Genomic DNA, 23,607 nt, shown 5'->3' with positions numbered 1-23,607 from the left:
GAAAGCCTGCTTACGCTTTTGCGCATGATGCGGTAGGCATGTGACTGGCGCTTGCCGCCGATCTCTCTTGTTCGCCGAAGGCCATCGTCATGACCGACCGACGTCCCCTGCTCCGCGCGCTCTACGACGCCGCCGTTGCCGCCGCCCATCCGAATACGATTCTGGCGCCGCACTTGCGCCCCGCGCCCAAAGGCCGCGTGATCTGTCTCGCCGCCGGCAAGGGCGCCGGCGCGATGGCCGCGGCCGCGGAACGGCACTATCTCGACACGTTGAAACTCGCGCCGGAGCGGCTGGTGGGCATCGCCACCACGCGCCACGGCTATGGCGTGCCGACGCGCCGCATCCGCGTGGTCGAGGCCGGTCATCCCGTGCCTGACGAAGCCGGCCTGAAGGGCGCCGCCGACACGCTCGCGCTCGCCGGCGAGGCTGGCCCTGACGATCTGCTGCTGGTGCTGCTCACCGGCGGCGGCTCGGCGAATTGGATCGCACCCGTGGACGGCATCAGCTTCGCGCAGAAGCAGGCGGTCAACAAGGCGCTGCTGCGTTCGGGCGCGCCGATCGGCGAGATGAATGTCGTCAGGAAACATCTCTCGCGCATCAAGGGCGGGCGGCTCGCGCGCGCCGGCAGGAACGCGGCCGAAATCGTCACGCTCGCGATCTCCGACGTGCCGCACGATGATCCCTCCGCCATCGCCTCCGGCCCGACCGTGCCCGATCCGACCACGCTCGCCGACGCGCGCGCGATCGTGGCGAAGTACAGGCTCGACATCGACGATGCCGTGCGCCGCGCGCTCGACGATCCCGCCAATGAAAGCTGCAAGCCCGGCGATGCCGCCTTCGCGCGCGCGTCGTTCGAATTGATCGCGCGGCCCAAGCAATCGCTGGACGCCGCGGTGAAGCTTGCGAAGGAGGCCGGCTACGAGACCATCGATCTCGGCGCCGATCTCGAAGGCGAGGCGCGCGAGGTCGCGGCCAATCATGCCAAGCTCGCGCTTCAGGCCCGCGCGCAAGGCAAGCGCATCGCGATCCTCTCCGGCGGCGAGCTCACGGTGACCGTGCGCGGCAACGGGCGCGGCGGGCCCAACCAGGAATATGCGCTGGCGCTCGCGGAACTGCTCAAGGACACGCCGAACATTTCGGCGCTGGCCGGCGACACCGACGGCGCCGACGGCGGCGCCGGCCACCCGACCGACCCCGCCGGGGCGCTGATCGACGCTGCGACCTTCGCCAAGATGAAGGCGCTGGGGCTGCAGCCGCAGGCCTATCTCGACAACAACGATGCGACGACGTTCTTCGAGGCGACGGGGGATCTGCTGCAGCCCGGCCCGACGCTGACGAACGTGAATGATATCAGGGTGATTTTGGTGGATTGAGGCGCGCCGGCTCCTCCGGCGTCATTGCGAGCGCAGCGAAGCAATCCAGAATCCCTCCGCGGAGACACTCTGGATTGCTTCGCTGCGCTCGCAATGACGTGAGGTGACAGCCCCCCTCAAAACTCGTTCGCGATCTTCGAGAGCATCCCGATCAGGGCCTCGCGGTTGGCCTGGCCGAGCAGATCGTTCAGCCGCGCCTCGTGCTTGGTGGCGACGAGCTTCTTGGCCCGCGCCAGCACCGCCTTGCCCTTGTCGGTCAAGACCAGGATGTGCGAGCGGCGGTCGTTGGTGGAGCGGATCCGCGCGCAAAGGTCGCGGCTCTCGAGATTGTCGAGCATGGCCACGAAGTTCGGCCTGAGGATGCCGAGCGTGGAGGCGATCTCGGTCTGGTTACGGCCCGGGTTCTTCTCGACCAGCAGCAGCACCGAGAACTGCGCCGGCGTCAGCTGGAGCGAGGCCATGCAGCGCAAAAAGTTCTCGAACACCTTGAGCTGTGCCCGCTTCAGGACATAGCCGAGCTGCTCGGACAACTCGCCGAGCTGGAGGGCTTCCGCCTGCGGCTCACCCGCGTCCTTGCGGCCCTTGGCCGCGTCGGCGGGCTTTTCGGAAGACTTTTCAGCGGTTTTGGAAACGGTCATCGCCTCGTGCTCGTAATCCCGCTAAATTCGGGACGGGTCGCTCCCCACCCTTGATGTTATATTTGATAATTGTTATGGACCATATCAAATATCGTCAGCGTTTTTCAATGGCTGTGTGGGGACCATCCACCGCAATTGCGGAGGCCGGTCCCCAATCTTGAGGGGGAGCGTCCGGTCTTGAACACCACCATCATGCTGTTCCTGGTGCAGGACGGCATCACCAATGGCGCAATCTACGCGCTGCTCGGCCTGGCGCTGGTGCTGGTGTTCGCCGTCACCCGCGTCATCCTCATTCCCCAGGGCGAATTCGTCACCTATGGCGCGCTGACCTATGCCTCGCTGGCCGCGGGCCAGATGCCGGGCACGGCGAAGCTTGCGCTGGCGCTGGGCATCGGCGCCTTCGCCTTCGACCTGTTCGTGGCGCGCAAGGCGCTGCATGGGCGGCTGGTCGTCCGCAGCTTCATCACCAACATCGTGCTGCCTTCCATCGTGCTGGCGCTGACCATCACCTTCGCCGCGCAGAAGCCGCCGGTGGCGGTCTGCATCGCGCTGTCGCTGGTGATCGTGGCGATGATCGGCCTCTATCTCTACCGCATTGCCTTCCAGCCGCTGGCGCACACCTCCGTGCTGGTGCTGCTGATCGCCTCGGTGGGCGTGCACCTCGCGCTGCAGGGCCTCGGCCTGTTGTTCTTCGGCGCCGAAGGCCAGCGCGGGCCTGCCGTGCTGTCCGGCGCCTTCACCGCCGGCGCGCTGCGCTTCACCGGCCAGAGCATCACCGTCTACGCCATCACCGTCGCCTTCATCGTCGGTCTCTGGCTGTTCTTCGGCCTGACGCTCTACGGCAAGGCGCTGCGCGCAACCGCCGTGAACCGGCTCGGCGCGCGGCTCGCCGGCATCCGCACCACGCTGTCGGGGCAGATCGCGTTCCTGCTCGCTTCCGTCATCGGCGCGCTGTCGGGCATCATGATCGTGCCGATCACGACGCTCTATTATGACTCGGGCTTCCTGATCGGCCTGAAAGGCTTCGTCGCCGCGATCATCGGCGGCCTCGTCAGCTATCCCCTCACCGCCGTCGCGGCGCTGGTCGTCGGCATCGTCGAGGCGTTCTCGTCCTTCTACGCCTCCAACTACAAGGAAGTGATCGTCTTCATGCTGCTGATCCCCGTGCTGCTGCTGCGCTCGCTCGCCGCGCCCGCGGTCGAAGAAGAGAAGGACTGAGGCCAAGATGCAGAGCCGGCTTCCCATCCTCGTCTTCGCACTCGTCATGGCGGCGATTCCGTTCGTTCCCGGCATGCCGCCGTTCTGGATCGTGCTGCTCGACAATATCGGCCTTGCGGCGCTGGTCGCGATGGGCCTCGTGCTGCTGACCGGCGTCGGCGGCCTCACCTCGTTCGGGCAGGCGGCCTTCGTCGGCTTCGGCGCCTACACCACCGCAGTGCTGTCGACGGCCTACGGCCTGTCGCCCTGGCTGACGCTGCCGCTGTCGCTCATCGTCAGCGGATCGCTGGCGGTGCTGCTCGGGCTGATCACGGTCCGCCTCTCCGGCCACTATCTGCCGCTCGGCACGCTCGCCTGGGGGCTCGGGCTGTTCTACCTCTTCAGCAAGCTGGAGTTCCTGGGGAGAAACGACGGCATCTCGGCGATCCCGCCGCTGTCGATCGGCACGTTCAAGATGCTCTCGCCCGGCTCGATCTATTACGCGATCTGGGTCGCTGTGATCCTCTCGGCCTGGCTCACAATGAATCTCTTGGACTCCCGCACCGGCCGCGCCATCCGCGCGCTGCGGCGCGGCCATGTCGCCGCCGAGGCGTTCGGCGTGCACACGCCGCGGGCCAAGCTGCTGGTGTTCATCCACGCCGCGGTGCTGGCCGGTCTTTCGGGGTGGCTCTACGCCCATCTTCAGCGCGCGGTGAACCCGACGCCGTTCGGCGCGCAGGCCGGCATCGAATATCTCTTCATCGCGGTGGTCGGCGGCGCCGGCTATGTCTGGGGCGGCGTGCTGGGCGCGGCGATCGTCGTGGTGCTGAAAGAGGTGCTGCAGAGCTATCTGCCGCTGATCCTGCCCGGCTCCGGCCAGGTCGAGACCATCGTGTTCGGCATCATGCTGGTGGCGCTGCTGCAGCTCGCCCCCGGCGGCCTGTGGCCCTGGCTGATCTCGTTCCTGCCCGAGCGCACCAGCGGCAAGAAGCCGGACACCTCGCTGAAGCTGGAGCAGCGCACCCGCGCGCCCGCCGAGGCCGGCGTGCTGCTCCAGGTCGAGAAGGCGCGAAAACAATTCGGCGGCGTGGTCGCGGTCAACAACGTCTCCTTCGACGTCCAGGCCAAGGAAATCGTCGCGCTGATCGGACCGAACGGCGCCGGCAAGAGCACCACCTTCAACCTGATCACCGGCGTGCTGTCGGCGACCTCGGGCTCGATCTCCGTGCTCGGCAGGAAGGTCGACAAGGCGCCGCCGCAGGAGATCGTCAAGCTCGGCATCAGCAGGACCTTCCAGCACGTCAAGCTGGTCCCCGACATGACCGTGCTGGAGAATGTCGCGATCGGCGCGCATCTGCGCGGCCATTCCGGCCCGATCGCCTCGATGCTGCGGCTCGACCGCGCCGACGAGGCAAAACTGCTCGCGGAAGCCGCGCGGCAGATCGAGCGCGTCGGCCTCGCCGAGCAGATGCACCAGCTCGCCGGCTCGCTCTCGCTGGGCCAGCAGCGCATCGTCGAGATCGCCCGCGCGCTGTGCGTCGATCCGATGCTGCTCTTGCTCGACGAGCCGGCCGCGGGCCTGCGCCACATGGAGAAGCAGCGCCTCGCCGCGCTGCTGCGCGAGCTGCGCGACGGCGGCATGAGCGTGCTCTTGGTCGAGCACGACATGGGCTTCGTGATGAACCTTGCCGACCGCATCGTCGTGCTCGATTTCGGCACCAAGATCGCGGAGGACACGCCCGCCACGATCAAGACCAATCCCGAAGTGATCAAGGCCTATCTCGGAGTGGCGGCATGAGCGCGCTGTTGTCCGTCACCGACGCCCACGTCGCCTATGGCAAGGTCGAGGCCGTGCGCTCGGTCTCGCTCGAGGTCGGCGCCAATGAGATCGTCACCATCGTCGGCGCCAACGGTGCCGGCAAGACCACGCTGCTCTCGGCCATCATGGGCATCCTGCCGCTGAAGGGCCGCGTCGCCTTCGCCGGGCAGGATCTCGCCCGGCTCGACATCGAGGACCGCGTCGCGATGGGGCTCGGCCTCGTGCCGGAGCACCGCGAATTATTCGTGACCATGAATGTCGAGGACAACCTCGAGCTCGGCGCCTTTCGCATCGAGCGGAGCCGGGCGAAGTCCTCGATCGAGCGGGTCTACACGCTGTTTCCGCGGCTCAAGGAGCGCCGCAAGCAGCTCGCCGGTACGCTGTCCGGCGGCGAGCAGCAGATGCTCGCCATGGGCCGCGCGCTGATGGGCGAGCCGAAGCTCCTGATGCTGGACGAGCCGAGCCTCGGCCTCGCCCCGATCATCGTCGCCGACATCTTCCGCATCGTGACCGAGCTCCGCACCAGCGGCGTCTCCGTGCTGCTGGTCGAGCAGAACGCGCAGGCCGCGCTGAAGATCGCGGACCAGGCCTATGTGATGGAGCTCGGCGAGTTCGTGCTCAGCGGCAAGGCCAGCGACATCGCCGCGAACGAGCGGGTGGCGGCGAGCTATCTCGGATTCCAGCACGAAGGCGCGAGCGTGATTTAGTCTCTCTTCTCCCTCCCCCCGTTCTTACGGGGAGAGGGTCGGGGTGAGGGGCTGCCTCCGCGCAGACGGTGATAGCCGAGCTCGCGATCTCTCCTCGTCGTTGCGAGCGTAGCGAAGCAATCCAGAATCTTTCCGCGGAGACACTGGATTGCTTCGCTACGCTCGCAATGACGGTGTGGATGGCGGGGCGCCATATCAACCTGATCCGACTCGCGGATACTCCCCCTGACCCGGATCGCACCTGCGATGCGATCCGGCCTCTCCCCGCACGCGGGGAGAGGCGAAGAGGGCCGCTCAAGTCGTCGCTGCCTTCCCTCCCTTCAACGCCGCGACTTCCGCTTCCAGCTCCGCGATCCGCTGGTCCCTCGCCGCCAGCGCGGTCGCCACATCGCCCGCGTCGAACTTCTGCGGAATGTGCTGCGGGCAGTTGGTGTCCCAGGCCGCGATCTTGAACAGGATCACCTGCTCCGGCCGCGCGCGGTAACCCTTCGGCATCAGCGACGTCGTCAGCGCCTCGTCGTCCTCGACGACGCGCGCCTCGCCCCAGATCTTCACCCGGCGGCGATGGGCGTAGTCCATCACGAAGATGTAGGCCTTGGGGTTCTCCGAGAGATTGCCCTGAGTGATGAACTGCTGGTTGCCGGCATAATCGGCGAAGGCAAGCGTCTGCTTGTCGAGCACCTTGAGAAATCCCTTCGGACCGCCGCGGTGCTGGATGTAGGGCTGACCGTCGGCCGAGGCGGTTGAGAAGTAGAAGCTGTTGGCGTCAGCCAGGAAAGCTTCGAGGTTCTCGTCGACCTCGGTGCGCCAGCCGCGCTGCTCGCTGCGCGCATAGGCATCGCGCGAGCCCTTGCGCGCCTGGATCGCCTTCACTGCGGGCGAGAAGGCGACGTCGCTGGCATAGGTGTGGACTGCAGTCATCGGAACATCTCCTGAAATTCCGGGCGCATTCTTGCGTCTTTCGCGGTTTAAGGTGGCCCCTTCGTCGCTTAAAACAATCGACGGCCTTGACACTTCATCATTGCGATATATGCAATAATGTCCATGGACCGGCTGGAAGCCATGTACGTCTTCGTCAGCGTCGCCGATCTGCGCGGCTTTGCGCCGGCGGCGCGAAAACTGCGACTGTCGCCTTCGGCGGTGACGCGGATGATCGCGGCGCTGGAGGAGCATCTCGGCGCCCGGCTGCTGCAGCGGACCACGCGGCAGGTGACGCTGACTGACGTCGGCACGCGCTATCTGGAGCGCGCGCGGCGCATCCTCGCCGATGTCGAAGAGGCCGACGGCTCGGCGCGGCAGGAGCGCAACCGGCCGAGTGGACGCTTGGTGGTGTCGGCGCCGGTCGGCTTCGGCCGGCTGCATGTCGGGCCGGTCATGACCGCCTACCTCAAGCGCTATCCCGACGTCGCCGCCGAGCTCAGGCTGTCCGACCACCTCGTCAATCTCGTGGAAGACGCCGTCGACGCCGCGGTGCGGATCGGCCATCTCGCCGATTCCTCGCTGGTGGCGCGCCAGGTCGGCGAGATGCGGCGGATCGTGGTGGCCGCGCCCGGTTATCTCAAGCGCAATGGCGAGCCGAAGACGCCGGAGGCGCTCGCCGCGCACCAGACCATCCAGTTCGGCCCATTCGCCAGCTGGCACTTCGTGCAGGACGGCCGCGACCTCGAGATGACGCCATCACCGCGCTTCACCAGCAACAGCGCCGATGCCGCCCTGCAATATGCCGAGGCCGGCGGCGGCGTGACGCGGGTGCTGGCCTATCAGGCCGCCGAGGGGCTGAAGCGCGGGCGCCTGAAAATCGTGCTGGCGAAATACGAGCAGCCGGCGCTGCCGATCCACATCGTCTACCCGACCTCGCGCCTGCTCTCGGCCAAGGTACGCGCGTTCATCGATCTCGTGGTGGAGACGGCGGAGTGGCGGTTCGGGTGATGGTCTCGCGTCCCGGACGCGGTGCGTCCGGAGCACGAATGCGAAGTGTGCCGCACCGCTATCCCCACGTCATTGCGAGCGTAGCGAAGCAATCCAGAATCTTTCCCTGGTGGCAGTCTGGATTGCTTCGCTGCGCTCGCAATGACGGAGCAAGAGGTCACATCGCGGCCCACCTCACGAGCGGCTCTACCCCTTCTTCGGCACCACACGAAACGTGCCGCTGGCCCGCGCGATCACGGCGTCGTCGGCCTTGATCAGGCACTGGGCGAAACAGATCGTCTTGCCGGTCTTGATCACGTCGCTCTCGATCGCGCACCACTGGCCGATCTCCGCGGAGCCGACGAAATCGACCGAGAGCGAGACCGTCACGAACGACGTGGTCCAGCCGGTCGCCTGCGCGCAGCTATAGCCCATGGCGTTGTCGGCGAGCGCGGTGATGAGGCCGCCATGGATCAGGCCGCGGCCGTTGGTGTGCGGCTTCGCCAGCCGCAGGCCGATGATGACGGCCTTGTCGGTCTTCTTCGCGTAGAGCGGCTCCCAGGGCTCGGTGAGAGGGCTCTTGCGAAAGAGCGGCTCGAACCCGGCGGGGATGTCGGTGGAGGTCATGGCTGTCTCGCGTTGCTGTGTCGCCGGCATTGAACGCGATGTGGAAGACGGTTTCACCGCCTACAAAGTTTTAAACGATATTTGCGCCGGTGTTTGAAATGGGCACCCGCGTCATTGCGAGGAGCTCTTGCGACGAAGCAATCCAGAATCTTTCCGCGGAAACAGTCTGGATTGCTTCGCTACGCTCGCAATGACGATGTGGAGAGATCCCGTAGGGTGGGCAAAGCGAAGCGTGCCCACCGGCTTTCGCGATTATGGGAAGATCGTGGGCACGGCGCTTTGCGCCTTTGCCCACCCTACGGCACCGTGTCAGAACGGCAGCCCCACGTAATTCTCCGACAGCGACGTCATCGCGGCCTGGGACTGCGTGACGTAGTCGAGCTCGGCGAGCTGGATCCGGGCGCCGATGGTGCCGGTGTCCGGAAATTTGTGCAGCATCGAGGTCATCCACCAGGAGAAGCGTACCGCTTTCCAGACCCGGGCCAGCGCCTTGGTCGAGTAAGCGTCGATGCCGGCGCTGGATTTCTCGTCGTAGAATTCGCGGAGCGCGCTCGACAGATAATGCGCGTCGCTGGCGGCAAGGTTCAGGCCCTTGGCGCCGGTCGGCGGCACGATGTGGGCGGCGTCGCCGCACAGGAACATCTTGCCGAAGCGCATCGGCTCGGCGACGAAGCTGCGCAAGGGCGCGATGCTCTTCTCGATCGAGGGGCCCGTGACGAGGCTGTCGGCGGCCTCCTGGTCGAGCCGCCGTTTCAATTCGTCCCAGAAGCGATCGTCCGACCATTGGTCGACATGGTCGTCGAGCGAGCACTGCACGTAGTAGCGGCTGCGCTTCATCGAGCGCATGGTGCAGAGCGCAAAGCCCCTCGCGTGGTTGGAGTAGATCAGCTCGTGACTGACCGGTGGCGTCTCCGAGAGGATGCCGAGCCAGCCGAATGGATAGACCCGCTCGAACTCCTCGATCGCCGCGGCCGGGACGCTGGCGCGGCTGACGCCGTGGAAGCCGTCGCAGCCGGCGATGAAATCACAGTCGAGCGTGTGGGTGACGCCGTCCTTCACATAGGTTACGCGCGGGTGACTGCCGTCGAAATCATGCGGCTGCACATCCTTGGCCTCGTAAACCGAGGTGAGGCCTGCGGCCTTGCGCGCATTCATCAGGTCGAGCGTGACCTCGGTCTGGCCGTAGATCATCACCGTCTTACCGGTCGCACTCTTCATGTCGATGCGGTGGCGGCGGCCGGAAAAGGCAAGCTCGATGCCTTCATGCACCAGGCCTTCGGCATGCGCCCGCGTGCCGGCGCCGACCTGGTCGAGCAGCGCGACGGTTCCCTCCTCCAGGAGGCCGGCGCGGATGCGGCCGAGCACATAGTCCGGGCTCTGGCGCTCCAGAATGAAATTATCGATGCCGTATCGATGCAGCAGTTGCCCAAGCAACAATCCGGCCGGCCCGGCCCCGATGATTGCGACTTTTGTCCGCAATACTTGCTCCTCTCGATCTTGTAAGGTGCGGCGCGGCCGCGCTTGTCGCGCCGATCCGCAGACGATAATTATATCATATAATTGTTGGGCAAAAGGGAGAGCGCGTCGCGCTAACCGCGACAAATCCATGCAACATGGCTGACGTAGATGTCGCGTCAGTTCCGGCTTGAACGCGCCGGCCAATTATATAACATGTTAAATAATGAGGACGGGCCATTGAAGCCCGCCTTTGAAAAGAGGGAGAGACGCGTGATGAGAAAAGCCTGTCTGGCTTTGCTGCTGGCAGCAAGCGTGAGCCCTGCGCTGGCGCAGGACAAGACCTTCGACCTGAAGGTCTCGCACTGGGTGCCGGCGTCGCACCCGCTGCAAAAATCCCTGGAAGACTGGGTGGCCGCGGTGAACAAGGATTCCGGCGGCACCATCACCGGCAAGGTGTTTCCGGCCCAGCAGCTCGGCAAGGCATTCGATCATTACGACATGGCGCGCGACGGCATCGCGGACGTCACCTATGTCAATCCCGGCTACCAGCCCGGCCGCTTCCCGATCATCGGCGCCGGCGAATTGCCGTTCCTGATTTCCGACGCCAAGGGCGGCTCGATGGGGCTCGATGCCTGGTACCGCAAATATGCCGAGAAGGAGATGAAGGACGTCAAATACTGCCTCGCCTTCGTCCACTCGCCTTCCTCCTTCCATTCCAAGACCAAGAAGATCGCGGTGCCCGAGGACGTGAAGGGCCTCAAGATCCGTCCCGCCCACGCCACCATGGCGAACTTCGTGACCTCGCTCGGCGGCACCAACGTGCAGTCCTCCGCGCCGGAAGTGCGCGACATCATCGAGCGCGGCGTCGCCGACGGCGTCACCTTCCCCTGGGGCTCCCTGGTGCTGTTCGGCATCGACAAGGTGACCAAGTACGACATGGAGGCGCCGCTCTACACCACGACCTTCGTGTTCGTGATCAACAAGGACAAATACAACGCGATGTCCGACAAGCAGAAGGCCGCGATCGACAAGAACTGCACAGTCGAGATGGCCGGCGCGGTCGGCGAGCACTGGGGCAAGTTCGAAGATGCCGGCATCGACAAGATCAAGGCGGAATCCGGCCACGAGGTCTACAAGCTGACGCCCGAGCAGATCGCCGCCTGGAAGAAGGCGGCCGAGCCGCTGGTCAAGACCTGGGGTGATGGCGCGAAGAAGGCCGGCGCCGATCCGGATGCGGCGCTTGGCGAGCTGAAGGCGTCGCTGAAGAAGTACAACGCGCTGGCGGAGTGACGCGATGGCAGGCTCTCTGTCCCCCTCTCCCCGTTCTTACGGGGAGAGGGTTGGGGTGAGGGGCTGCTTCCGCAAAAATGGTGACAGTCGGACTCGCGGAGAGTCCCCCTCACCCGGATTGCATCTCCGATGCAATCCGGACTCTCCCCGCACGCGGGGAGAGGCGGAGTGCGCGGCGAGACCGGGATCTATCAATGCCATTACGTAGGACACTCCCATGAAGCGCGCCTGGATGGATCGCTTTATCGACACGATCGAGTGGATCGCGGCCGGCTTCGTCGGCATCGTTGCGCTCGACATCTTCCTGTCGGTGCTGCTGCGCAACACGCTGAACTACTCGATCCCCGACTCTTTCGACATCGGCCGCATGCTGCTCGGCATCCTCATCTTCTGGGGCATCGCGGCGACCTCCTATCGCGGCACCCACATCACGGTCGACCTCGTCTGGGGCAATGTCAGCCCGCGCTATCAGCGCTGGATCGACGTGTTCGCGACGCTGGTGCTGCTGTTCGTCGTCACCGTGCAGACCTGGACGCTGTTCGACAAGGTGCGCGGCACCTACAACGACAATGTCCAGACCTTCGACATGCACATGCCGACCTGGCCGTTCTTCGCGGTCGCGTGGATCGGCGATGGCGCGGCCGTGCTGCTGATCGCGATCCGCACTTACCGATTGATCTTTCATCCCGAAGACATGCACGATCCCAAATTGAAGGCGACGGAGTAATCATGAGCACCGATGCCGTCGCCTTAATCGGCTTCGTTTCCCTGTTCGTGCTGATGCTGCTGCGCGTGCCCGTCGGCATGGCGATGGGCCTCGTCGGCGTGTCGGGCTTTGCCTATCTCGTCAACGGGACGGCCGCGCTGAAACTGGTCGGCCAGACCTCGATGCGGACGGTCACCGACTACACGTTCGGCGTCATTCCGATGTTTCTGCTGATGGGCTCGTTCGTTTCGAATTCCGGCATGAGCCGCGAGTTGTTCCGCGCAGCCAACGGCTTCGTCGGACATCTGCGCGGCGGGCTCGGCATCGCGACCGTCGGCGCCTGCGGCGGCTTTGCCGCGATCTGCGGCTCGTCGGTCGCGACCGCCGCGACCTTCTCCGCCGTCGCTTACCCAGAGATGCGCCGTTTCGGCTATCCGCAGTCCTTCGCCACCGGCGTGATCGCGGCGGGCGGCACGCTCGGCGCAATGCTGCCGCCCTCCACCGTGCTCGCGGTCTACGGCATCATCACCGAGCAGGACATCGGAAAACTCTTCATCGCCGGCATCATCCCGGGCCTGCTGGCGATGACCATGTACATGATCACGATCTTTCTGATCGGCTATTTCCGCCCCGACTTCCTGCCCAAGGGCAAGGTGCTGCCATGGCGCGAGCGCTTTGCCGGACTGAAGGACATCTGGGCGCCGGTGCTGCTGTTCGTCTTCGTGATCGGCGGCCTCTATGGCCTGCCGTTCCTGCCGCGTTTCACGCCGACCGAGGCCGGCGGCGTCGGCGCCACCGGCGCCTTCATCATCGGCATGGTCACCGGACGGCTCGACCGCGAGAAGGTGCTGGCATCGCTGCTGCAAGCGACGCGCACCGCAGCGGCGGTGTTCACCGTGCTGATCGGCGCGCTGATCTTCGGCTACTTCCTCACGGTGACGCAGACGCCGCAGAAGGTGACGGAATTCTTGACCGGCCTCGGCCTCGGGCCCTACGGCGTGCTGGCGCTGATCATGGTGATGTATCTCGTGCTCGGCTGCCTGATGGACGCCATGGCGATGATCATCCTGACCGTGCCGATCATCTTCCCCGTCATCATGCATCTCGGCTTCGACCCGATCTGGTTCGGCGTCATCATCGTGATGACGGTCGAGCTCGGCCTGATCCATCCGCCGGTCGGCATGAACGTCTTCGTCATAAAAAGCGTGGTGAAGGACGTCTCGTTCTCCACCATCTTCAAGGGCGTGATCCCGTTCGTGGCGACGGACCTCGTGCGCCTGGTGATCCTGATCGCCTTCCCGCTGCTGGCGACCTGGCTGCCGACGCGGATGATGGCGCATTAGCTGATCGAAGACCGTCACTTACCCTCCCCTGGAGGGGAGGGTCGATCGCGCGAAGCGCGAGCGGGGTGGGGTGACGGTCTCTCCACATTGAATACTGCCTGAGCGGAAAGATCACCCCACCCCGTCTCGCAGCGCTCTGCGCGCTGCGAGCCGACCCTCCTCCAGGGGAGGGTAAAACGCAGTATCGTGCGTCATAGTCAGTTAAGAGGTGACTGATGACCCCTACCCTCGAAACCAAATACGTCTTCACCATCACCGCGCGCATCGGCGACGTCGTCACCGCCGGCGAAACCGGCATCGGCGTCCGCCGCATCATCCCGATCATCGGCGGCGAGGTGACGGGCGCGGTCACCGGCAAGGTGCTGCCGTTCGGCGCCGACTTCCAGACCATCCGTCCCAACGAGCTGATCGACCTAGAGGCCAAGTACGCCTTCGAGACCGACGACGGCGCCGTTGTCTATATCGAGAACAAGGGCATGCGCTTCGGCCCAGTCGAACTCCTGCAAAAGCTCAAGCGCGGCGAGGCGGTCGATCCGAAGCTGATCTATTTCCGCACCGTGCCGAAATTCGAGACGGGGCATGAGAAGTACCGCTGGCTGATGCAGCACATTTTTGTCGGCTCAGCCGTGCGGCATGCGGATCGTGTGGTGATCGACGTGCATCAGGTGATGTGAGAGGGATTCCAATCCATCACACATTACGAACCCATCCGGTCGGCACGGCTGGAAGCGGCTTAGCTGAACTACCACCAATCTTCGGTACAGGCTGAACTTGCGCGCTTAGGTCGAATTTGGTTACCTGCGCTCCAGCAGGGGGCTGCACGGATGCATTCACCGAAATTTCCGTTGAAAATTGATGACCTCCGGAAAGTCATTAACCGCAGTCGATTGAAAGCCACTTGGAAGTCCAAGGTTCGGGATGCCCTTCGACGTCAACCAATTCCGGATCCCCTTGAGAATCTAGATTTCCATGTCAGCCTCACATCCAATTGTGAGGCCATCGAAGCTGAGGACTTCTTATATTCCCCGGCCGCCGAATCGCTTCCTGTCCGAAAAATCAAAGGGACTTTGTCGACAACTAGTTATCCCTTCGGTGAAGGATGCCCTGATTCTGCAAACCTTATCAGACGCGCTCTGGGAAGAGATAAAATCAAAGGCACCGACGAAGAAGTCATTCTACTCCCCGGCGGACCACGGCTTTTCCAAAGCGATCGCTGGCCATGGCAGCGAGTACGGCTCCTATGCTGCGTGGCTAGCGTTTCAGAAGACAGTATTTGGCTTTACCGAGACAAAGAGTTTCTTGGTCATCACCGACATAGCCAACTACTATGATTTTATCTCTTACGAGCATCTAAGGAATATTATCGCTGACCTCTCTCTTGCAAGAGAACACGCGCTAGATCTTTTGATTTACACTTTGTCCTGCATGCTATGGCAGCCCGACTACATGCCTCGTGTCCCCGTCGGGCTACCGCAGATAAATCTAGACGCCCCAAGACTGCTCGCGCATTGCTTTCTCTTCGAGATAGACAAACTCCTCAGCAGCTATCCGAATGCGGACTTTGCGCGCTTCATGGACGACATCGATGTCGGGGTGGATTCTATTCCAGAGGCACGCGAGATATTAAAGAACCTAGACTTGGCTCTACAAACGCGTCAGGTGCGGCTTAACTCTGGCAAGACGCGAATCTTGACTGAAAAAGAGGCTCGCGCTCATTTCAAAATAAAAGAGAATCTGCTGCTTAGCGCATTATCGCAGAAGATAAATGACAAAAAGGGATTGTTTCCTTTATCAAAGGAGAAGCGAAAAACTGAACTTGCAATAAGAGCCGGCCTGAGACGAAATTCATTCGCGACTGGCAATGGCGACAAGATATTGAAGCGACTTCTTGCTCTCGCAAAGGAAACTTTCGGTACATTGGCCGATGACGAATTCCAGGAGCTTTTTGAGGGATGGCCCTCAGCTCGTTCCGCCATCTTGATTTGGTGGCAACATCAGTCGTCGCCAGCCTCAAATCTTCATGTACTGACAGAAATCCTCAGTGACGGTCATTTGGTCGACGACGCATCGCGCATGGATATTGCGAATGCCTTAGTCGCCGCGCGTCTCCCTGACACGTCCTATGTGCGAGGCCACATAAAGCAAATCATAGCGGGCATAAGCTCGGCGTCCGTATGGAGCTTATATAGCAACGTGTGGATCGCATCCAAATACGGATCGGTCGACGACCTGATTGACATTGTTGAATCTCGAACATCTGTCTGGGCTAGCCACGAACAGTTGTCGCGGCTGATAGCCGGCCTATTCCCTAGATTCCTTGGATCACCCTCGCTTCCAAAATTTAGAAATATATTGAGGAGGGCTGGCGGTGTGGGCGCTGTATCCGTCTTTCGTTTCCACGAGGAACTTTCAAGCACCAAATCTGGCTATACTTCTATTGGTGGATTCATCCGGGCCGTAAATTCCTCCGCTCCGAATCGTATTTCGCACGCCAAATTCTTGATGCTTCTATCATTGCTTCAAAACGCTTCTCTGACACCGGCGGTCATATCTCAACTCAAAACGATCCATTCGAAGGCACTGACCGACGATTTTTATAAGATCCTAGTACCTTAGCTCTCACGCGCCGATTCACACTAGGTCGAGCGCGCTATCCGGTGCGGGAGAGCCCTTCGCTTCCTTATTGACTCCTGCCAAATTCGTTATACAACATAACTATTCTGACAAGGACGCAAATGACACAGGGAAACGCCGATACCGCTGACGCGGGTACCACCGGGCTGCTCCGGATCGAGCGGGCGGACCGGGTTCTGACCGTGGGTCTGAACCGGCCGGCCAAGCGCAATGCGCTCAATGACGGCATCATCCTGGAAATCGGCGAGTGCTTTGCCTCCCTGCCCGAGGACATCGGCGCGGTCGTCATCCACGGCATCGGCGACCATTTCTCCAGTGGCCTCGACCTCTCCGAATTGACCGAGCACGACGCCACCGGCGGCCTTCTGCATTCCCAGATGTGGCACCGGGTGTTCGACCGCATCCAGTACAGCCGCGTGCCCGTGATCGCGGCGCTCAGGGGCGCGGTGATCGGCGGCGGGCTGGAGCTTGCCTGCGCGGCGCATATCCGCGTCGCCGAGCCCTCGACCTATTTCGCCCTGCCGGAAGGACAGCGCGGCATCTTCGTCGGCGGCGGCGGCTCGGTGCGGCTGCCGCGGCTGATCGGCGTTGCCAGGATGATGGACATGATGCTGACGGGCCGCGTCTACAGCGCGACCGAAGGCGCCTCCTACGGCTTTGCGCAATATCTGACCGAGGCCGGCAACGGGCTCGGCAAGGCGCTGGAGCTTGCGACCAAGATCGCCTCCAATGCGCCGCTGACGAATTTCGCCGTGCTGCAGGCGCTGCCGATGATCGCGGAAGCCAACCCCCAAACGGGTCTCTTGATGGAATCGCTCATGGCCACCGTCGCGCAGAGCGATAAAGAGGCAAAGCGCAGGATCCGCGAATTCCTCGAGCACAAGACCGCGAAGGTGAAACCCAAATCATGAGTGCGCAGCCGTCCTCTTCCAGCATGGAGCGCGGCGCGAGCACTTCTCCGCTGCGACCCATTTCGTTCGGCGATCCCGTCGTCAACATCGAGCGGCGCGACGACGGCACGATCTACCTGCGGCCGAAGCAGCCGCTCGGCGACTATCCGGTCCGCATCACCGACCGCCTGCATCATTGGGCGACGACGACGCCGGACCGCGTCTTCATGGCCGAGCGTGAAGGCGGCCGCGGCTGGCGCAAGATCACCTATGCCGAGCTGCTCACCGCGAGCCGGCACATTGCATCGAGCCTGATCGCGCGCGGCCTGTCAGCGGAGCGGCCGGTCGTGATCCTCTCCGGCAATTCGATCGACCATGCGCTGCTGGCGTTCGGCGCATTCTACGCCGGCGTTCCGTTCTGCCCGGTATCGCCGGCCTATTCGCTGGTGTCGAAGGATTACGGCAAGCTGTCTTACCTGATGAAGCTGCTGACGCCCGGCCTCGTCTTCGCCGAGGACGCCGGCAAGTTCGCCGACGCGCTCGCCGCCAACGTCTCGCTCGGCACCGAGATCGCCGCATCCTACGGCACCGTGCCGGGGCGCGACGTCACCCTGCTCGCTGATCTCATGGCGACACCGATCCGCGGCGATCTCGACGCGGTGCATGGCAAGATCGGCCCCGACACGATCGCAAAATTCCTGCTGACGTCAGGCTCGACCGGCAATCCCAAGGCCGTCATCAATACCCAGCGCATGATCTGCGCCAACCAGGTGATGCTGCGCGAGACGCTCGCCTTCCTCAAGGACGAGCCGCCCGTCATCATCGACTGGCTGCCTTGGAATCACACCTTTGGCGGCAACCACAATATCGGGCTGACGCTCTACAATGGCGGCTCGATGTATCTCGATGCCGGCAAGCCGGTGCCCGGTGGCATCGAGGAGACCGTGCGCAATCTCCAGGAGATTTCGCCGACGGTCTATTTCAACGTGCCCAAGGGCTACGAATCGCTGCTGCCATACTTGCGCGATGATCAGGGTCTGCGCGCGAAGTTCTTCGACCGGCTGCATGCGATGTTCTTCTCCGGCGCTGCGCTGTCGCCGTTCGTCTGGAACAGCCTCGACGAGCTCGCGGTGAAGGAGAAGGGCTATCGCGTGCCGATGCTGACCGGCCTTGGCGCGACCGAGACCGCACCGTTCTTCATGTCGGTCAATCCGCGCACCAGCCGCTCCGGCCATGTCGGCCTCCCCGTCTCCGGCAACGACGCAAAACTGGTGCCGAACAACGGCAAGCTGGAGGTCCGCGCCAAGGGGCCGAACGTGATGCCCGGCTACTGGCGTCAAGCGGACATCACCGCGAAATCCTTCGACGAGGAAGGATTTTACAAGATGGGCGACGCGCTCAAGCCCGGCGATCCCGATGATTTCAACGCCGGCTTCGATTTCGACGGCCGCGTCAGCGAGGACTTCAAGCTCGCCAGCGGCACCTGGGTCAGCGTCGGTCCCCTGCGCGCGCGCCTCACCGCGGCCTGCGCGCCGCTGGTGCGCGACGTCGTCATCGCCGGCATCAACCGCGACGAGGTCTCCGCGCTGGTCGTGCTCGACCTCGACGGTTGCCGCCTGATCAATCCGACGCTGCCGGCGGACAATCTCGTCGTCGCCACGCGCGACCGGCTGGTGCGCGAGGCCTTTCGCGAGCGCTTGACGGGCTTCCTCAGCCAAGCCACGGGATCCTCGACCCGGATCACGCGCGCCATCCTGATGGACACGCCGCTGTCGATCGACAAGGGCGAGGTCACGGACAAGGGCTCGATCAACCAGCGCGCCGTGCTGGAACATCGCAACCTCTTGATCGACGAGCTCTACGCTGCCAATCCGTCGGACCGTGTGATATCGGTCGGCTAAGAAACCATCGCCAAAGGAGAACGCCATGTTGTTGAAGGATCAGGCAGCCATCGTCACCGGCGGCGCATCAGGGCTTGGCGCTGCCACCGCGCGAAAGCTGGCGGCGCAGGGCGCCAAGGTCGCGGTGTTCGACCTCAATGCCAAGCTTGCTGAAACCGTTGCCGCCGAGATCAAGGGCGTCGCCGTGACCTGCGACGTCTCCGACGCCGCTTCCGCTGAAGCTGCGGTCGCGCAGGCCAACAAGGCCCATGGCCCGGCGCGCGTGCTGGTCAACTGCGCCGGCATCGGTGTTGCAAAACGCGTCGTCAGCCGCGACGGTCCGATGGCGCTCGCCGACTTCGACAAGGTGATCAAGGTCAACCTGATCGGCACCTTCAACATGCTGCGCCTTGCCGCGACCGAGATGTCCAAGCTGGAGCCCCAGGCGACCGGCGAGCGCGGCGTCATCATCAACACCGCGTCCGTCGCCGCCTATGACGGCCAGATCGGCCAGTCGGCCTATTCGGCGTCCAAGGGCGGCATCGTCGGCATGACGCTGCCGATCGCGCGCGAGCTCGCGCAGTTCGGCGTCCGCGTGCTGACGATTGCGCCGGGCCTGTTCCTGACGCCGCTGCTTGCGAACCTGCCGCAGGAAGCCCAGGATTCGCTCGCCGCCGCGATCCCCTTCCCGCGCCGGCTCGGCCAGGCCGACGAGTTCGCCGCGCTCGCCCTGCATATGGTCGAGAATGCGTATCTGAACGGCGAAGTGGTGCGCCTCGACGGCTCGCTGCGCATGGCGCCCAAGTAACTTCGTAAGCAAGGCGCGACAGATGTTCGTGAACCGGCGCGAGGTCCAGATCCAGTGGGGCGATTGCGACCCCGCCAACATCGTCTATTACCCGCGCTATTTCGCGATGTTCGACGATTCGACCTCGACCCTGTTCGAGGTCGCCGGCTTCTCCAAGCAGGACCTGGTCCGCAAATACGGCCTGGTGGGCATCCCCATGGTCGACACGCGGGCCAAGTTCTACATCCCCTCGACCTATGGCGACTGGATCACCATCGAGACGAAGATCGAGAGCATCAAGCGCTCGAGCTTCGAGGTGAAGCACAACGTCTACAAGGGCGAGGCGCTGGCGATCGAGGGGTTCGAGACCCGTGTCCTGGTCGGCCGCGACCCTGCCAACCCCGACAAGCTGAAATCGGCACCGTTTCCGCCGGAAATGGTCGCCAAATTCACGGGAAGCTAAATCGCCGCATCACCAAAAGACGGGGCTGAATTCACGTTCGATTTCTGCTTTCAAAGAAAACACGTCAAGGGAGGAATAGATGAAACGCTTTTACCTGACCGCCGCCATTGCCGCGGCGACGCTCGCTCTGCCGGCGCTGCCCGCACTGGCCCAGACCAGCGAAATCACCATCGGCATCACCACCACCACCACCGGGCCGGGCGCCGCCCTCGGCATTCCCGAGCGCAACGCGCTGGAATTCGTACCGAAGGAGATCGGCGGCGTGCCGCTGAAGGTGATCGTGCTCGACGACGGTGGCGATCCCACCACGGCAACCACCAACGCCCGCCGCTTCGTGACCGAATCCAAGGCCGACATCATCATGGGCTCGGCGCTGACGCCGCCGACCATCGCGGTCTCCAACGTCGCCAACGAAGCCGGTATCCCGCACTTTGGCCTGGCCCCCTTCCCGATCACGCCCGAGCGCATGAAGTGGTCGGTGGCGATGCCGCAGCCGATCCCGATCGTCGGCAAGGTGCTGTACGATCACATGAAGTCGAAGGGCATCAAGACCCTCGGCTATATCGGCTATTCCGATTCCTATGGCGACCTCTGGTTCAACGATCTCAAGGCGCAGGCGGTGCCGATGGGCATGACCATCGTCGACGAGGAGCGCTTCGCCCGTCCGGATACGTCGGTGACCGGCCAGGTGCTCAAGCTCGTCGCCGCCAATCCCGACGCGATCCTGGTCGGCGCCTCCGGCACCGCGGCCGCGTTGCCGCAGACCGAGCTGCGCGAGCGCGGCTATCAGGGCCTGATCTACCAGACCCACGGCGCCGCCAGCATGGACTTCATCCGCATCGCCGGCAAAGCGGCGGAAGGCGTGCTGATGGCCTCCGGCCCCGTCATGGACCCCGAAGACCAGCCGGATGAAGCCGCCACCAAGAAGCCTGGCCTCGCGCTCAACACGGCCTATGAAGCCAAATACGGCCCGAACAGCCGCAGCCAGTTCGCCGGTCATTCCTACGATGCGTTCGAGATCCTCAAGCGCGTCATCCCGACGGCACTGAAGACCGCAAAGCCCGGCACGCCGGAATTCCGCGAAGCCATCCGCCAGGCTCTGCTCTCGGAGAGGGAGCTGGCGGCAAGCCAGGGCGTCTACAACTTCACCGAAAAGGACCGCTACGGCCTCGACGAGCGCTCGCGCATCCTGCTCACCGTGAAGAACGGCAAGTACACGCTGGTGAAGTAGGCAGAGCGACAGTTTTTGAGACGACGAGAGCCGGTCCCATGGGCCGGCTCTTTTCATTTGCGATCCGTGAACACCTAAGCCGCCTGCCGCAGCGGGGTCCAGGCGAACTCCGGATAGTAATTGTCCATCATGCGGTCGACATACGCCGTGAGGTTCGGAAATCCCTCGGCCCGCTGCCGCAGCCCGGACTCGAAGAACGGCGTCAAAATGCCGGCGAGCGCACCGAAGGCTGTCGCATCGACGCCGCAGGGCTTGTTGCCCATCAGATAGGCCTTGTCGCCGAGCTGCACGGACAGCGCGAACAGCGAACGCACGGCGAGATCGACGTCGTCGTCGGGCGCGTGGCGGCCGAGGCCGGAGAGCAGATAGTTCTCGGCGACGCGGAACTGCGCATCCTCGCGCAGCTTTTCGCGGTTGTGCTCCGGTGCGCCGTCGAAGAAATGCGCAGGCCCCTTGGCAAAATTGACCGGATCGACCCAGCGCGCGCCGACCAGCGCCCAATAGACGTGATGCTCGATCATGCGCTCGAACGCCCAGGCCTGTGCGCGCTCGGCCAAGGAGAGGCCGGCGTCGAAGTCGAAGCCGTAGCGGCGCTCGATATGGGCGCGGATGAAGGTGGAATCGGCCACCGCCTCGCCACCATCGTCGATGAACGGCAGTTGGCCCTTGGGTGAGGCGGGCGGCATCGCCCGCTCCTTCCGGTAGGGCAGTCCCGCCATCTTGAGCTGCACCTCGGTCTTGGTGACGAAGGGGCTGATTTCCGGCAGGCCGAAGCCGGTGCCAAAGCCGTAAAGCGTGATCATGAAAGCTCTCCTGAACCTGCCAAGTTTGACGGAACCTAGTGACGGGCTGCTGCCACCATGGTGGCAGCAGCCGTGATATCTTCTGCGAAACGGGCCCCCCGCCAGGCGCGGGCCATGACATGACGGACCAGCGCGTCCGCAGCCTGGGTTAGCGAGCGTGCCACCATGCTTGCGAGGGCAAATCGGAGGTCGACGGCCATGAGATCGAACGAAACGAAGCGACCGAACGCCTGGGCGGACCACAGTTGCGCCCGCAACATCGGAACAACCGGGCCAAAATGGGTTGGAACGATCATGGACAAATCCTCTTCAGTCGATGTGTTGTCCCGGTATAGAACCCCCCTGCTGCCAACATCCTGTCAGCAGCCGCGCGCCGATTTCTGATCCGTCGTTCGAGAAGAGAATTGTCATGAGACGCGCCGACCGGCTGTTTCAGATCATCCAGGTGCTTCGGCGCACGCGTAAGCCGCTGACGGCGGACGCGATCGCGGCCGAGCTCGAGACCTCCAAGCGCACGATCTATCGCGACATCGCGACCCTGATCGGCCAACGCGTGCCGATCCGCGGCGAGGCCGGCATGGGCTACATCCTGGAAAAGGGTTTTGACCTGCCGCCTTTGATGCTGACGCCCGACGAGATCGAAGCGGCGGTGCTCGGCGCGCAATGGGTCGCGGGCCATGCCGACTCGGCGCTGGCGCGCGCGGCCGAAGACCTGATGGCCAAGATCGCCGACACTGTCCCTGAGCGCCTGCGTCCCTTCGTGCTGGAGCCGGCGAGCCGGGCGCGGCCGAGCTGGAACAGGGAGCCTGATCGCCTCGACATGGTGCGTACGCGCACCCAGATCCACGAGGGCAAGAAGATCATGCTGCGCTATCGCGACGAGCAGGGCCGCGCCAGCGAACGCATGATCTGGCCGATCTCGGTCGGCTATCTCGAAGCCGTGCGCCTGCTCGCGGCCTGGTGCGAGCTGCGCAGCGACTTCCGCAGCTTCCGCACCGACCGCGTGGTGGACGCGACCTATCTCGACGAAAGATATCCGGAGCGGCGTGACGTGCTGCGCGCGAAATGGCGGCAAAGCCTGGTCTGGGGCCCGCCAAAGGACACATGAGCGCTATGGAGGAAATCGATCTCTCGGCCTGCTGCCAGAGCTGCGGCGCCTGCTGCGGCTATTCGCAGAACTGGCCGCGCTTCTCGATCGAGAGCGACGAGGAGCTTGCCGCGATTCCGGAAGTGCTGGTCAACGACCGCCAGTCCGGCATGCGCTGCGAGGGCGATCGCTGCGCGGCGTTGCAGGGAGAGATTGGACAAGCGACGGCCTGCGGCATCTATGCGGTGCGGCCGGAGGTGTGCCGCACCTGCATGCCGGGCGACGCCGAATGCGCGATTGCGCGGCGGAAGTTCGGGCTGCCGGTTATACAGTCTGCTTAGGCCGGGACGGCTTCGCTGATCTCGTCGTCGATCTCGTCATCGAGCGGTGCGAGCACCGACAATGGCTTGGTCGACAGCGTGATCGGCTTGCGGCCCCCCGACAGCGACGGCGAGGCTTTGGCCGATCGCTCACGCGACAGCGCGTAGAGCGTCGAGCCGACGCGGCCGCCGTTGTCGATCAGGTCGCGCTCGCTGCAGCTCGCTGCGATCGCGACCGCCAGCGAATGCAGATGGCTGCGGCGATAGCAGAACAGCGCCAGGCGGGCGCGCGCGTCAGGGGAAACACTCTCAACCAGCCTCGGCAGGCCGCTCTCGCTGGCGCGATACATCTCGCCAAGGAGTTCGTCGCGAACCGGGCAGAAATCGCTTTCAAAAGCGTCGCGGCTTGAAAACATTGCAGTTCTCCCTCGTGTCGGGAAGATGCA

At 63.8% G+C, this 23,607-nt stretch carries 24 protein-coding genes; 17 read left to right on the top strand and 7 right to left on the bottom strand.

Annotated features, from left to right (window positions below; genetic code table 11):
* Positions 1-89 precede the first annotated feature (89 nt).
* Complete coding sequence (locus tag N2603_RS04555; protein WP_260387845.1) at positions 90-1,373, top strand: glycerate kinase type-2 family protein; 1,284 nt, start codon at positions 90-92, stop codon at positions 1,371-1,373.
* A gap of 116 nt (positions 1,374-1,489) precedes the next feature.
* On the opposite strand, the gene N2603_RS04550 is transcribed toward N2603_RS04555, so the two are convergent.
* On the bottom strand, positions 1,490-2,011 hold the full coding sequence (locus N2603_RS04550) for a MarR family winged helix-turn-helix transcriptional regulator (RefSeq protein ID WP_211412438.1): 522 nt from the start codon (positions 2,009-2,011) through the stop codon (positions 1,490-1,492).
* Positions 2,012-2,188: 177 nt separating this feature from the next.
* On the opposite strand from N2603_RS04550, the gene N2603_RS04545 reads away from it, so the two are divergent.
* The 3 genes from N2603_RS04545 to N2603_RS04535 are packed head-to-tail and all read left to right on the top strand — an operon-like array spanning position 2,189 to position 5,734.
* Entirely contained in the window at positions 2,189-3,229 is a 1,041-nt protein-coding gene (locus N2603_RS04545) for a branched-chain amino acid ABC transporter permease (RefSeq protein WP_260387844.1), read from the top strand.
* Between the two features lie 7 nt (positions 3,230-3,236).
* The gene (locus N2603_RS04540; protein WP_260387843.1) at positions 3,237-5,006 is read left to right on the top strand and encodes a branched-chain amino acid ABC transporter ATP-binding protein/permease; all 1,770 of its coding nucleotides are present in this window, start codon (positions 3,237-3,239) and stop codon (positions 5,004-5,006) included.
* Complete coding sequence (locus N2603_RS04535) at positions 5,003-5,734, top strand: ABC transporter ATP-binding protein (protein WP_018643298.1); 732 nt, start codon at positions 5,003-5,005, stop codon at positions 5,732-5,734. The genes N2603_RS04540 and N2603_RS04535 overlap by 4 nt, the downstream gene beginning before the upstream one ends.
* A gap of 294 nt (positions 5,735-6,028) precedes the next feature.
* On the opposite strand, the gene N2603_RS04530 is transcribed toward N2603_RS04535, so the two are convergent.
* Positions 6,029-6,655 (bottom strand): pyridoxamine 5'-phosphate oxidase family protein, encoded by a 627-nt coding sequence (locus tag N2603_RS04530; protein WP_260387842.1) that lies wholly within the window; start codon positions 6,653-6,655, stop codon positions 6,029-6,031.
* 123 nt (positions 6,656-6,778) lie between these two features.
* Here N2603_RS04530 and N2603_RS04525 point away from each other — a divergent pair, with 123 nt between their 5' ends.
* A complete protein-coding gene (locus tag N2603_RS04525) occupies positions 6,779-7,663 on the top strand; it encodes a LysR family transcriptional regulator (protein ID WP_260424143.1) in 885 nt (294 codons plus the stop codon).
* Between the two features lie 186 nt (positions 7,664-7,849).
* Here N2603_RS04525 and N2603_RS04520 read toward each other — a convergent pair whose 3' ends face one another.
* Positions 7,850-8,269 (bottom strand): PaaI family thioesterase, encoded by a 420-nt coding sequence (locus N2603_RS04520; protein WP_260387841.1) that lies wholly within the window; start codon positions 8,267-8,269, stop codon positions 7,850-7,852.
* A 309-nt stretch (positions 8,270-8,578) separates the two neighbouring features.
* A complete protein-coding gene (gene pobA, locus N2603_RS04515) occupies positions 8,579-9,748 on the bottom strand; it encodes a 4-hydroxybenzoate 3-monooxygenase (RefSeq protein WP_018643302.1) in 1,170 nt (389 codons plus the stop codon).
* Between the two features lie 252 nt (positions 9,749-10,000).
* Between pobA and N2603_RS04510 the strand changes: the two genes are divergently transcribed.
* The 10 genes from N2603_RS04510 (at position 10,001) to N2603_RS04465 (ending at position 20,951) form a co-directional block, all read left to right on the top strand.
* Complete coding sequence (locus tag N2603_RS04510) at positions 10,001-11,017, top strand: TRAP transporter substrate-binding protein (protein ID WP_260387840.1); 1,017 nt, start codon at positions 10,001-10,003, stop codon at positions 11,015-11,017.
* Positions 11,018-11,234: 217 nt separating this feature from the next.
* Positions 11,235-11,744 carry a TRAP transporter small permease gene (locus tag N2603_RS04505; RefSeq protein ID WP_018643304.1) on the top strand — a complete coding sequence of 170 codons (510 nt, stop codon included), beginning with the start codon at positions 11,235-11,237 and terminating at the stop codon, positions 11,742-11,744.
* Positions 11,745-11,746: 2 nt separating this feature from the next.
* Positions 11,747-13,066, top strand: coding sequence for a TRAP transporter large permease (locus N2603_RS04500; RefSeq protein WP_018643305.1), 1,320 nt, complete (start codon positions 11,747-11,749; stop codon positions 13,064-13,066).
* A gap of 215 nt (positions 13,067-13,281) precedes the next feature.
* The gene (locus N2603_RS04495; protein ID WP_260387839.1) at positions 13,282-13,740 is read left to right on the top strand and encodes a DUF3237 domain-containing protein; all 459 of its coding nucleotides are present in this window, start codon (positions 13,282-13,284) and stop codon (positions 13,738-13,740) included.
* A gap of 418 nt (positions 13,741-14,158) precedes the next feature.
* Positions 14,159-15,682, top strand: coding sequence for an RNA-directed DNA polymerase (locus N2603_RS04490; protein WP_260387838.1), 1,524 nt, complete (start codon positions 14,159-14,161; stop codon positions 15,680-15,682).
* 119 nt (positions 15,683-15,801) lie between these two features.
* Positions 15,802-16,611: a crotonase/enoyl-CoA hydratase family protein gene (locus N2603_RS04485; protein ID WP_260387837.1), complete on the top strand. Its 810-nt coding sequence runs from the start codon at positions 15,802-15,804 to the stop codon at positions 16,609-16,611.
* The gene (locus N2603_RS04480; RefSeq protein WP_260387836.1) at positions 16,608-18,491 is read left to right on the top strand and encodes a feruloyl-CoA synthase; all 1,884 of its coding nucleotides are present in this window, start codon (positions 16,608-16,610) and stop codon (positions 18,489-18,491) included. The genes N2603_RS04485 and N2603_RS04480 overlap by 4 nt, the downstream gene beginning before the upstream one ends.
* A gap of 25 nt (positions 18,492-18,516) precedes the next feature.
* Positions 18,517-19,278: an SDR family NAD(P)-dependent oxidoreductase gene (locus N2603_RS04475; protein ID WP_260387835.1), complete on the top strand. Its 762-nt coding sequence runs from the start codon at positions 18,517-18,519 to the stop codon at positions 19,276-19,278.
* Positions 19,279-19,300: 22 nt separating this feature from the next.
* On the top strand, positions 19,301-19,720 hold the full coding sequence (locus N2603_RS04470) for an acyl-CoA thioesterase (RefSeq protein WP_260387834.1): 420 nt from the start codon (positions 19,301-19,303) through the stop codon (positions 19,718-19,720).
* Positions 19,721-19,799: 79 nt separating this feature from the next.
* On the top strand, positions 19,800-20,951 hold the full coding sequence (locus N2603_RS04465) for an ABC transporter substrate-binding protein (RefSeq protein WP_260387833.1): 1,152 nt from the start codon (positions 19,800-19,802) through the stop codon (positions 20,949-20,951).
* Positions 20,952-21,025: 74 nt separating this feature from the next.
* Here the strand turns inward: N2603_RS04465 and N2603_RS04460 are convergent, their stop codons facing one another.
* Both N2603_RS04460 and N2603_RS04455 read right to left on the bottom strand, forming a co-directional pair.
* On the bottom strand, positions 21,026-21,754 hold the full coding sequence (locus N2603_RS04460) for a glutathione S-transferase family protein (RefSeq protein WP_211405419.1): 729 nt from the start codon (positions 21,752-21,754) through the stop codon (positions 21,026-21,028).
* Positions 21,755-21,789: 35 nt separating this feature from the next.
* A complete protein-coding gene (locus N2603_RS04455) occupies positions 21,790-22,050 on the bottom strand; it encodes a hypothetical protein (RefSeq protein ID WP_260387832.1) in 261 nt (86 codons plus the stop codon).
* A gap of 113 nt (positions 22,051-22,163) precedes the next feature.
* Here N2603_RS04455 and N2603_RS04450 point away from each other — a divergent pair, with 113 nt between their 5' ends.
* Together N2603_RS04450 and N2603_RS04445 are read left to right on the top strand one after the other, a co-directional pair.
* Positions 22,164-22,862, top strand: coding sequence for a helix-turn-helix transcriptional regulator (locus N2603_RS04450; protein ID WP_018643314.1), 699 nt, complete (start codon positions 22,164-22,166; stop codon positions 22,860-22,862).
* Positions 22,859-23,182 carry a YkgJ family cysteine cluster protein gene (locus N2603_RS04445; protein WP_260387831.1) on the top strand — a complete coding sequence of 108 codons (324 nt, stop codon included), beginning with the start codon at positions 22,859-22,861 and terminating at the stop codon, positions 23,180-23,182. Before N2603_RS04450 ends, N2603_RS04445 begins: the two co-directional genes overlap by 4 nt.
* On the opposite strand, the gene N2603_RS04440 is transcribed toward N2603_RS04445, so the two are convergent.
* Positions 23,179-23,577 carry a hypothetical protein gene (locus tag N2603_RS04440; RefSeq protein ID WP_260387830.1) on the bottom strand — a complete coding sequence of 133 codons (399 nt, stop codon included), beginning with the start codon at positions 23,575-23,577 and terminating at the stop codon, positions 23,179-23,181. The two genes, N2603_RS04445 and N2603_RS04440, sit on opposite strands and share 4 nt — an antisense overlap.
* Positions 23,578-23,607: the final 30 nt, after the last annotated feature.

This window comes from Bradyrhizobium huanghuaihaiense, from assembly GCF_025200885.1.
Taxonomy (GTDB): domain Bacteria; phylum Pseudomonadota; class Alphaproteobacteria; order Rhizobiales; family Xanthobacteraceae; genus Bradyrhizobium; species Bradyrhizobium huanghuaihaiense.
The sequence above is the reverse complement of the archived record's forward strand: the minus strand, read 5'-3'. Positions and strand labels throughout refer to the sequence as shown.

What these genes read in the sequence shown, in the direction of transcription:
- N2603_RS04555 (WP_260387845.1), top strand. Translation starts at nt 90, where the DNA reads ATGACCGACCGACGTCCCCTGCTCCGCGCGCTCTACGACGCCGCCGTT.
- N2603_RS04550 (WP_211412438.1), bottom strand. Translation starts at nt 2,011, where the DNA reads ATGACCGTTTCCAAAACCGCTGAAAAGTCTTCCGAAAAGCCCGCCGAC.
- N2603_RS04540 (WP_260387843.1), top strand. Translation starts at nt 3,237, where the DNA reads ATGCAGAGCCGGCTTCCCATCCTCGTCTTCGCACTCGTCATGGCGGCG.
- N2603_RS04535 (WP_018643298.1), top strand. Translation starts at nt 5,003, where the DNA reads ATGAGCGCGCTGTTGTCCGTCACCGACGCCCACGTCGCCTATGGCAAG.
- N2603_RS04530 (WP_260387842.1), bottom strand. Translation starts at nt 6,655, where the DNA reads ATGACTGCAGTCCACACCTATGCCAGCGACGTCGCCTTCTCGCCCGCA.
- N2603_RS04525 (WP_260424143.1), top strand. Translation starts at nt 6,779, where the DNA reads ATGGACCGGCTGGAAGCCATGTACGTCTTCGTCAGCGTCGCCGATCTG.
- N2603_RS04520 (WP_260387841.1), bottom strand. Translation starts at nt 8,269, where the DNA reads ATGACCTCCACCGACATCCCCGCCGGGTTCGAGCCGCTCTTTCGCAAG.
- N2603_RS04510 (WP_260387840.1), top strand. Translation starts at nt 10,001, where the DNA reads ATGAGAAAAGCCTGTCTGGCTTTGCTGCTGGCAGCAAGCGTGAGCCCT.
- N2603_RS04505 (WP_018643304.1), top strand. Translation starts at nt 11,235, where the DNA reads ATGAAGCGCGCCTGGATGGATCGCTTTATCGACACGATCGAGTGGATC.
- N2603_RS04500 (WP_018643305.1), top strand. Translation starts at nt 11,747, where the DNA reads ATGAGCACCGATGCCGTCGCCTTAATCGGCTTCGTTTCCCTGTTCGTG.
- N2603_RS04495 (WP_260387839.1), top strand. Translation starts at nt 13,282, where the DNA reads ATGACCCCTACCCTCGAAACCAAATACGTCTTCACCATCACCGCGCGC.
- N2603_RS04485 (WP_260387837.1), top strand. Translation starts at nt 15,802, where the DNA reads ATGACACAGGGAAACGCCGATACCGCTGACGCGGGTACCACCGGGCTG.
- N2603_RS04480 (WP_260387836.1), top strand. Translation starts at nt 16,608, where the DNA reads ATGAGTGCGCAGCCGTCCTCTTCCAGCATGGAGCGCGGCGCGAGCACT.
- N2603_RS04475 (WP_260387835.1), top strand. Translation starts at nt 18,517, where the DNA reads ATGTTGTTGAAGGATCAGGCAGCCATCGTCACCGGCGGCGCATCAGGG.
- N2603_RS04470 (WP_260387834.1), top strand. Translation starts at nt 19,301, where the DNA reads ATGTTCGTGAACCGGCGCGAGGTCCAGATCCAGTGGGGCGATTGCGAC.
- N2603_RS04465 (WP_260387833.1), top strand. Translation starts at nt 19,800, where the DNA reads ATGAAACGCTTTTACCTGACCGCCGCCATTGCCGCGGCGACGCTCGCT.
- N2603_RS04460 (WP_211405419.1), bottom strand. Translation starts at nt 21,754, where the DNA reads ATGATCACGCTTTACGGCTTTGGCACCGGCTTCGGCCTGCCGGAAATC.
- N2603_RS04455 (WP_260387832.1), bottom strand. Translation starts at nt 22,050, where the DNA reads ATGATCGTTCCAACCCATTTTGGCCCGGTTGTTCCGATGTTGCGGGCG.
- N2603_RS04450 (WP_018643314.1), top strand. Translation starts at nt 22,164, where the DNA reads ATGAGACGCGCCGACCGGCTGTTTCAGATCATCCAGGTGCTTCGGCGC.
- N2603_RS04445 (WP_260387831.1), top strand. Translation starts at nt 22,859, where the DNA reads ATGAGCGCTATGGAGGAAATCGATCTCTCGGCCTGCTGCCAGAGCTGC.
- N2603_RS04440 (WP_260387830.1), bottom strand. Translation starts at nt 23,577, where the DNA reads ATGTTTTCAAGCCGCGACGCTTTTGAAAGCGATTTCTGCCCGGTTCGC.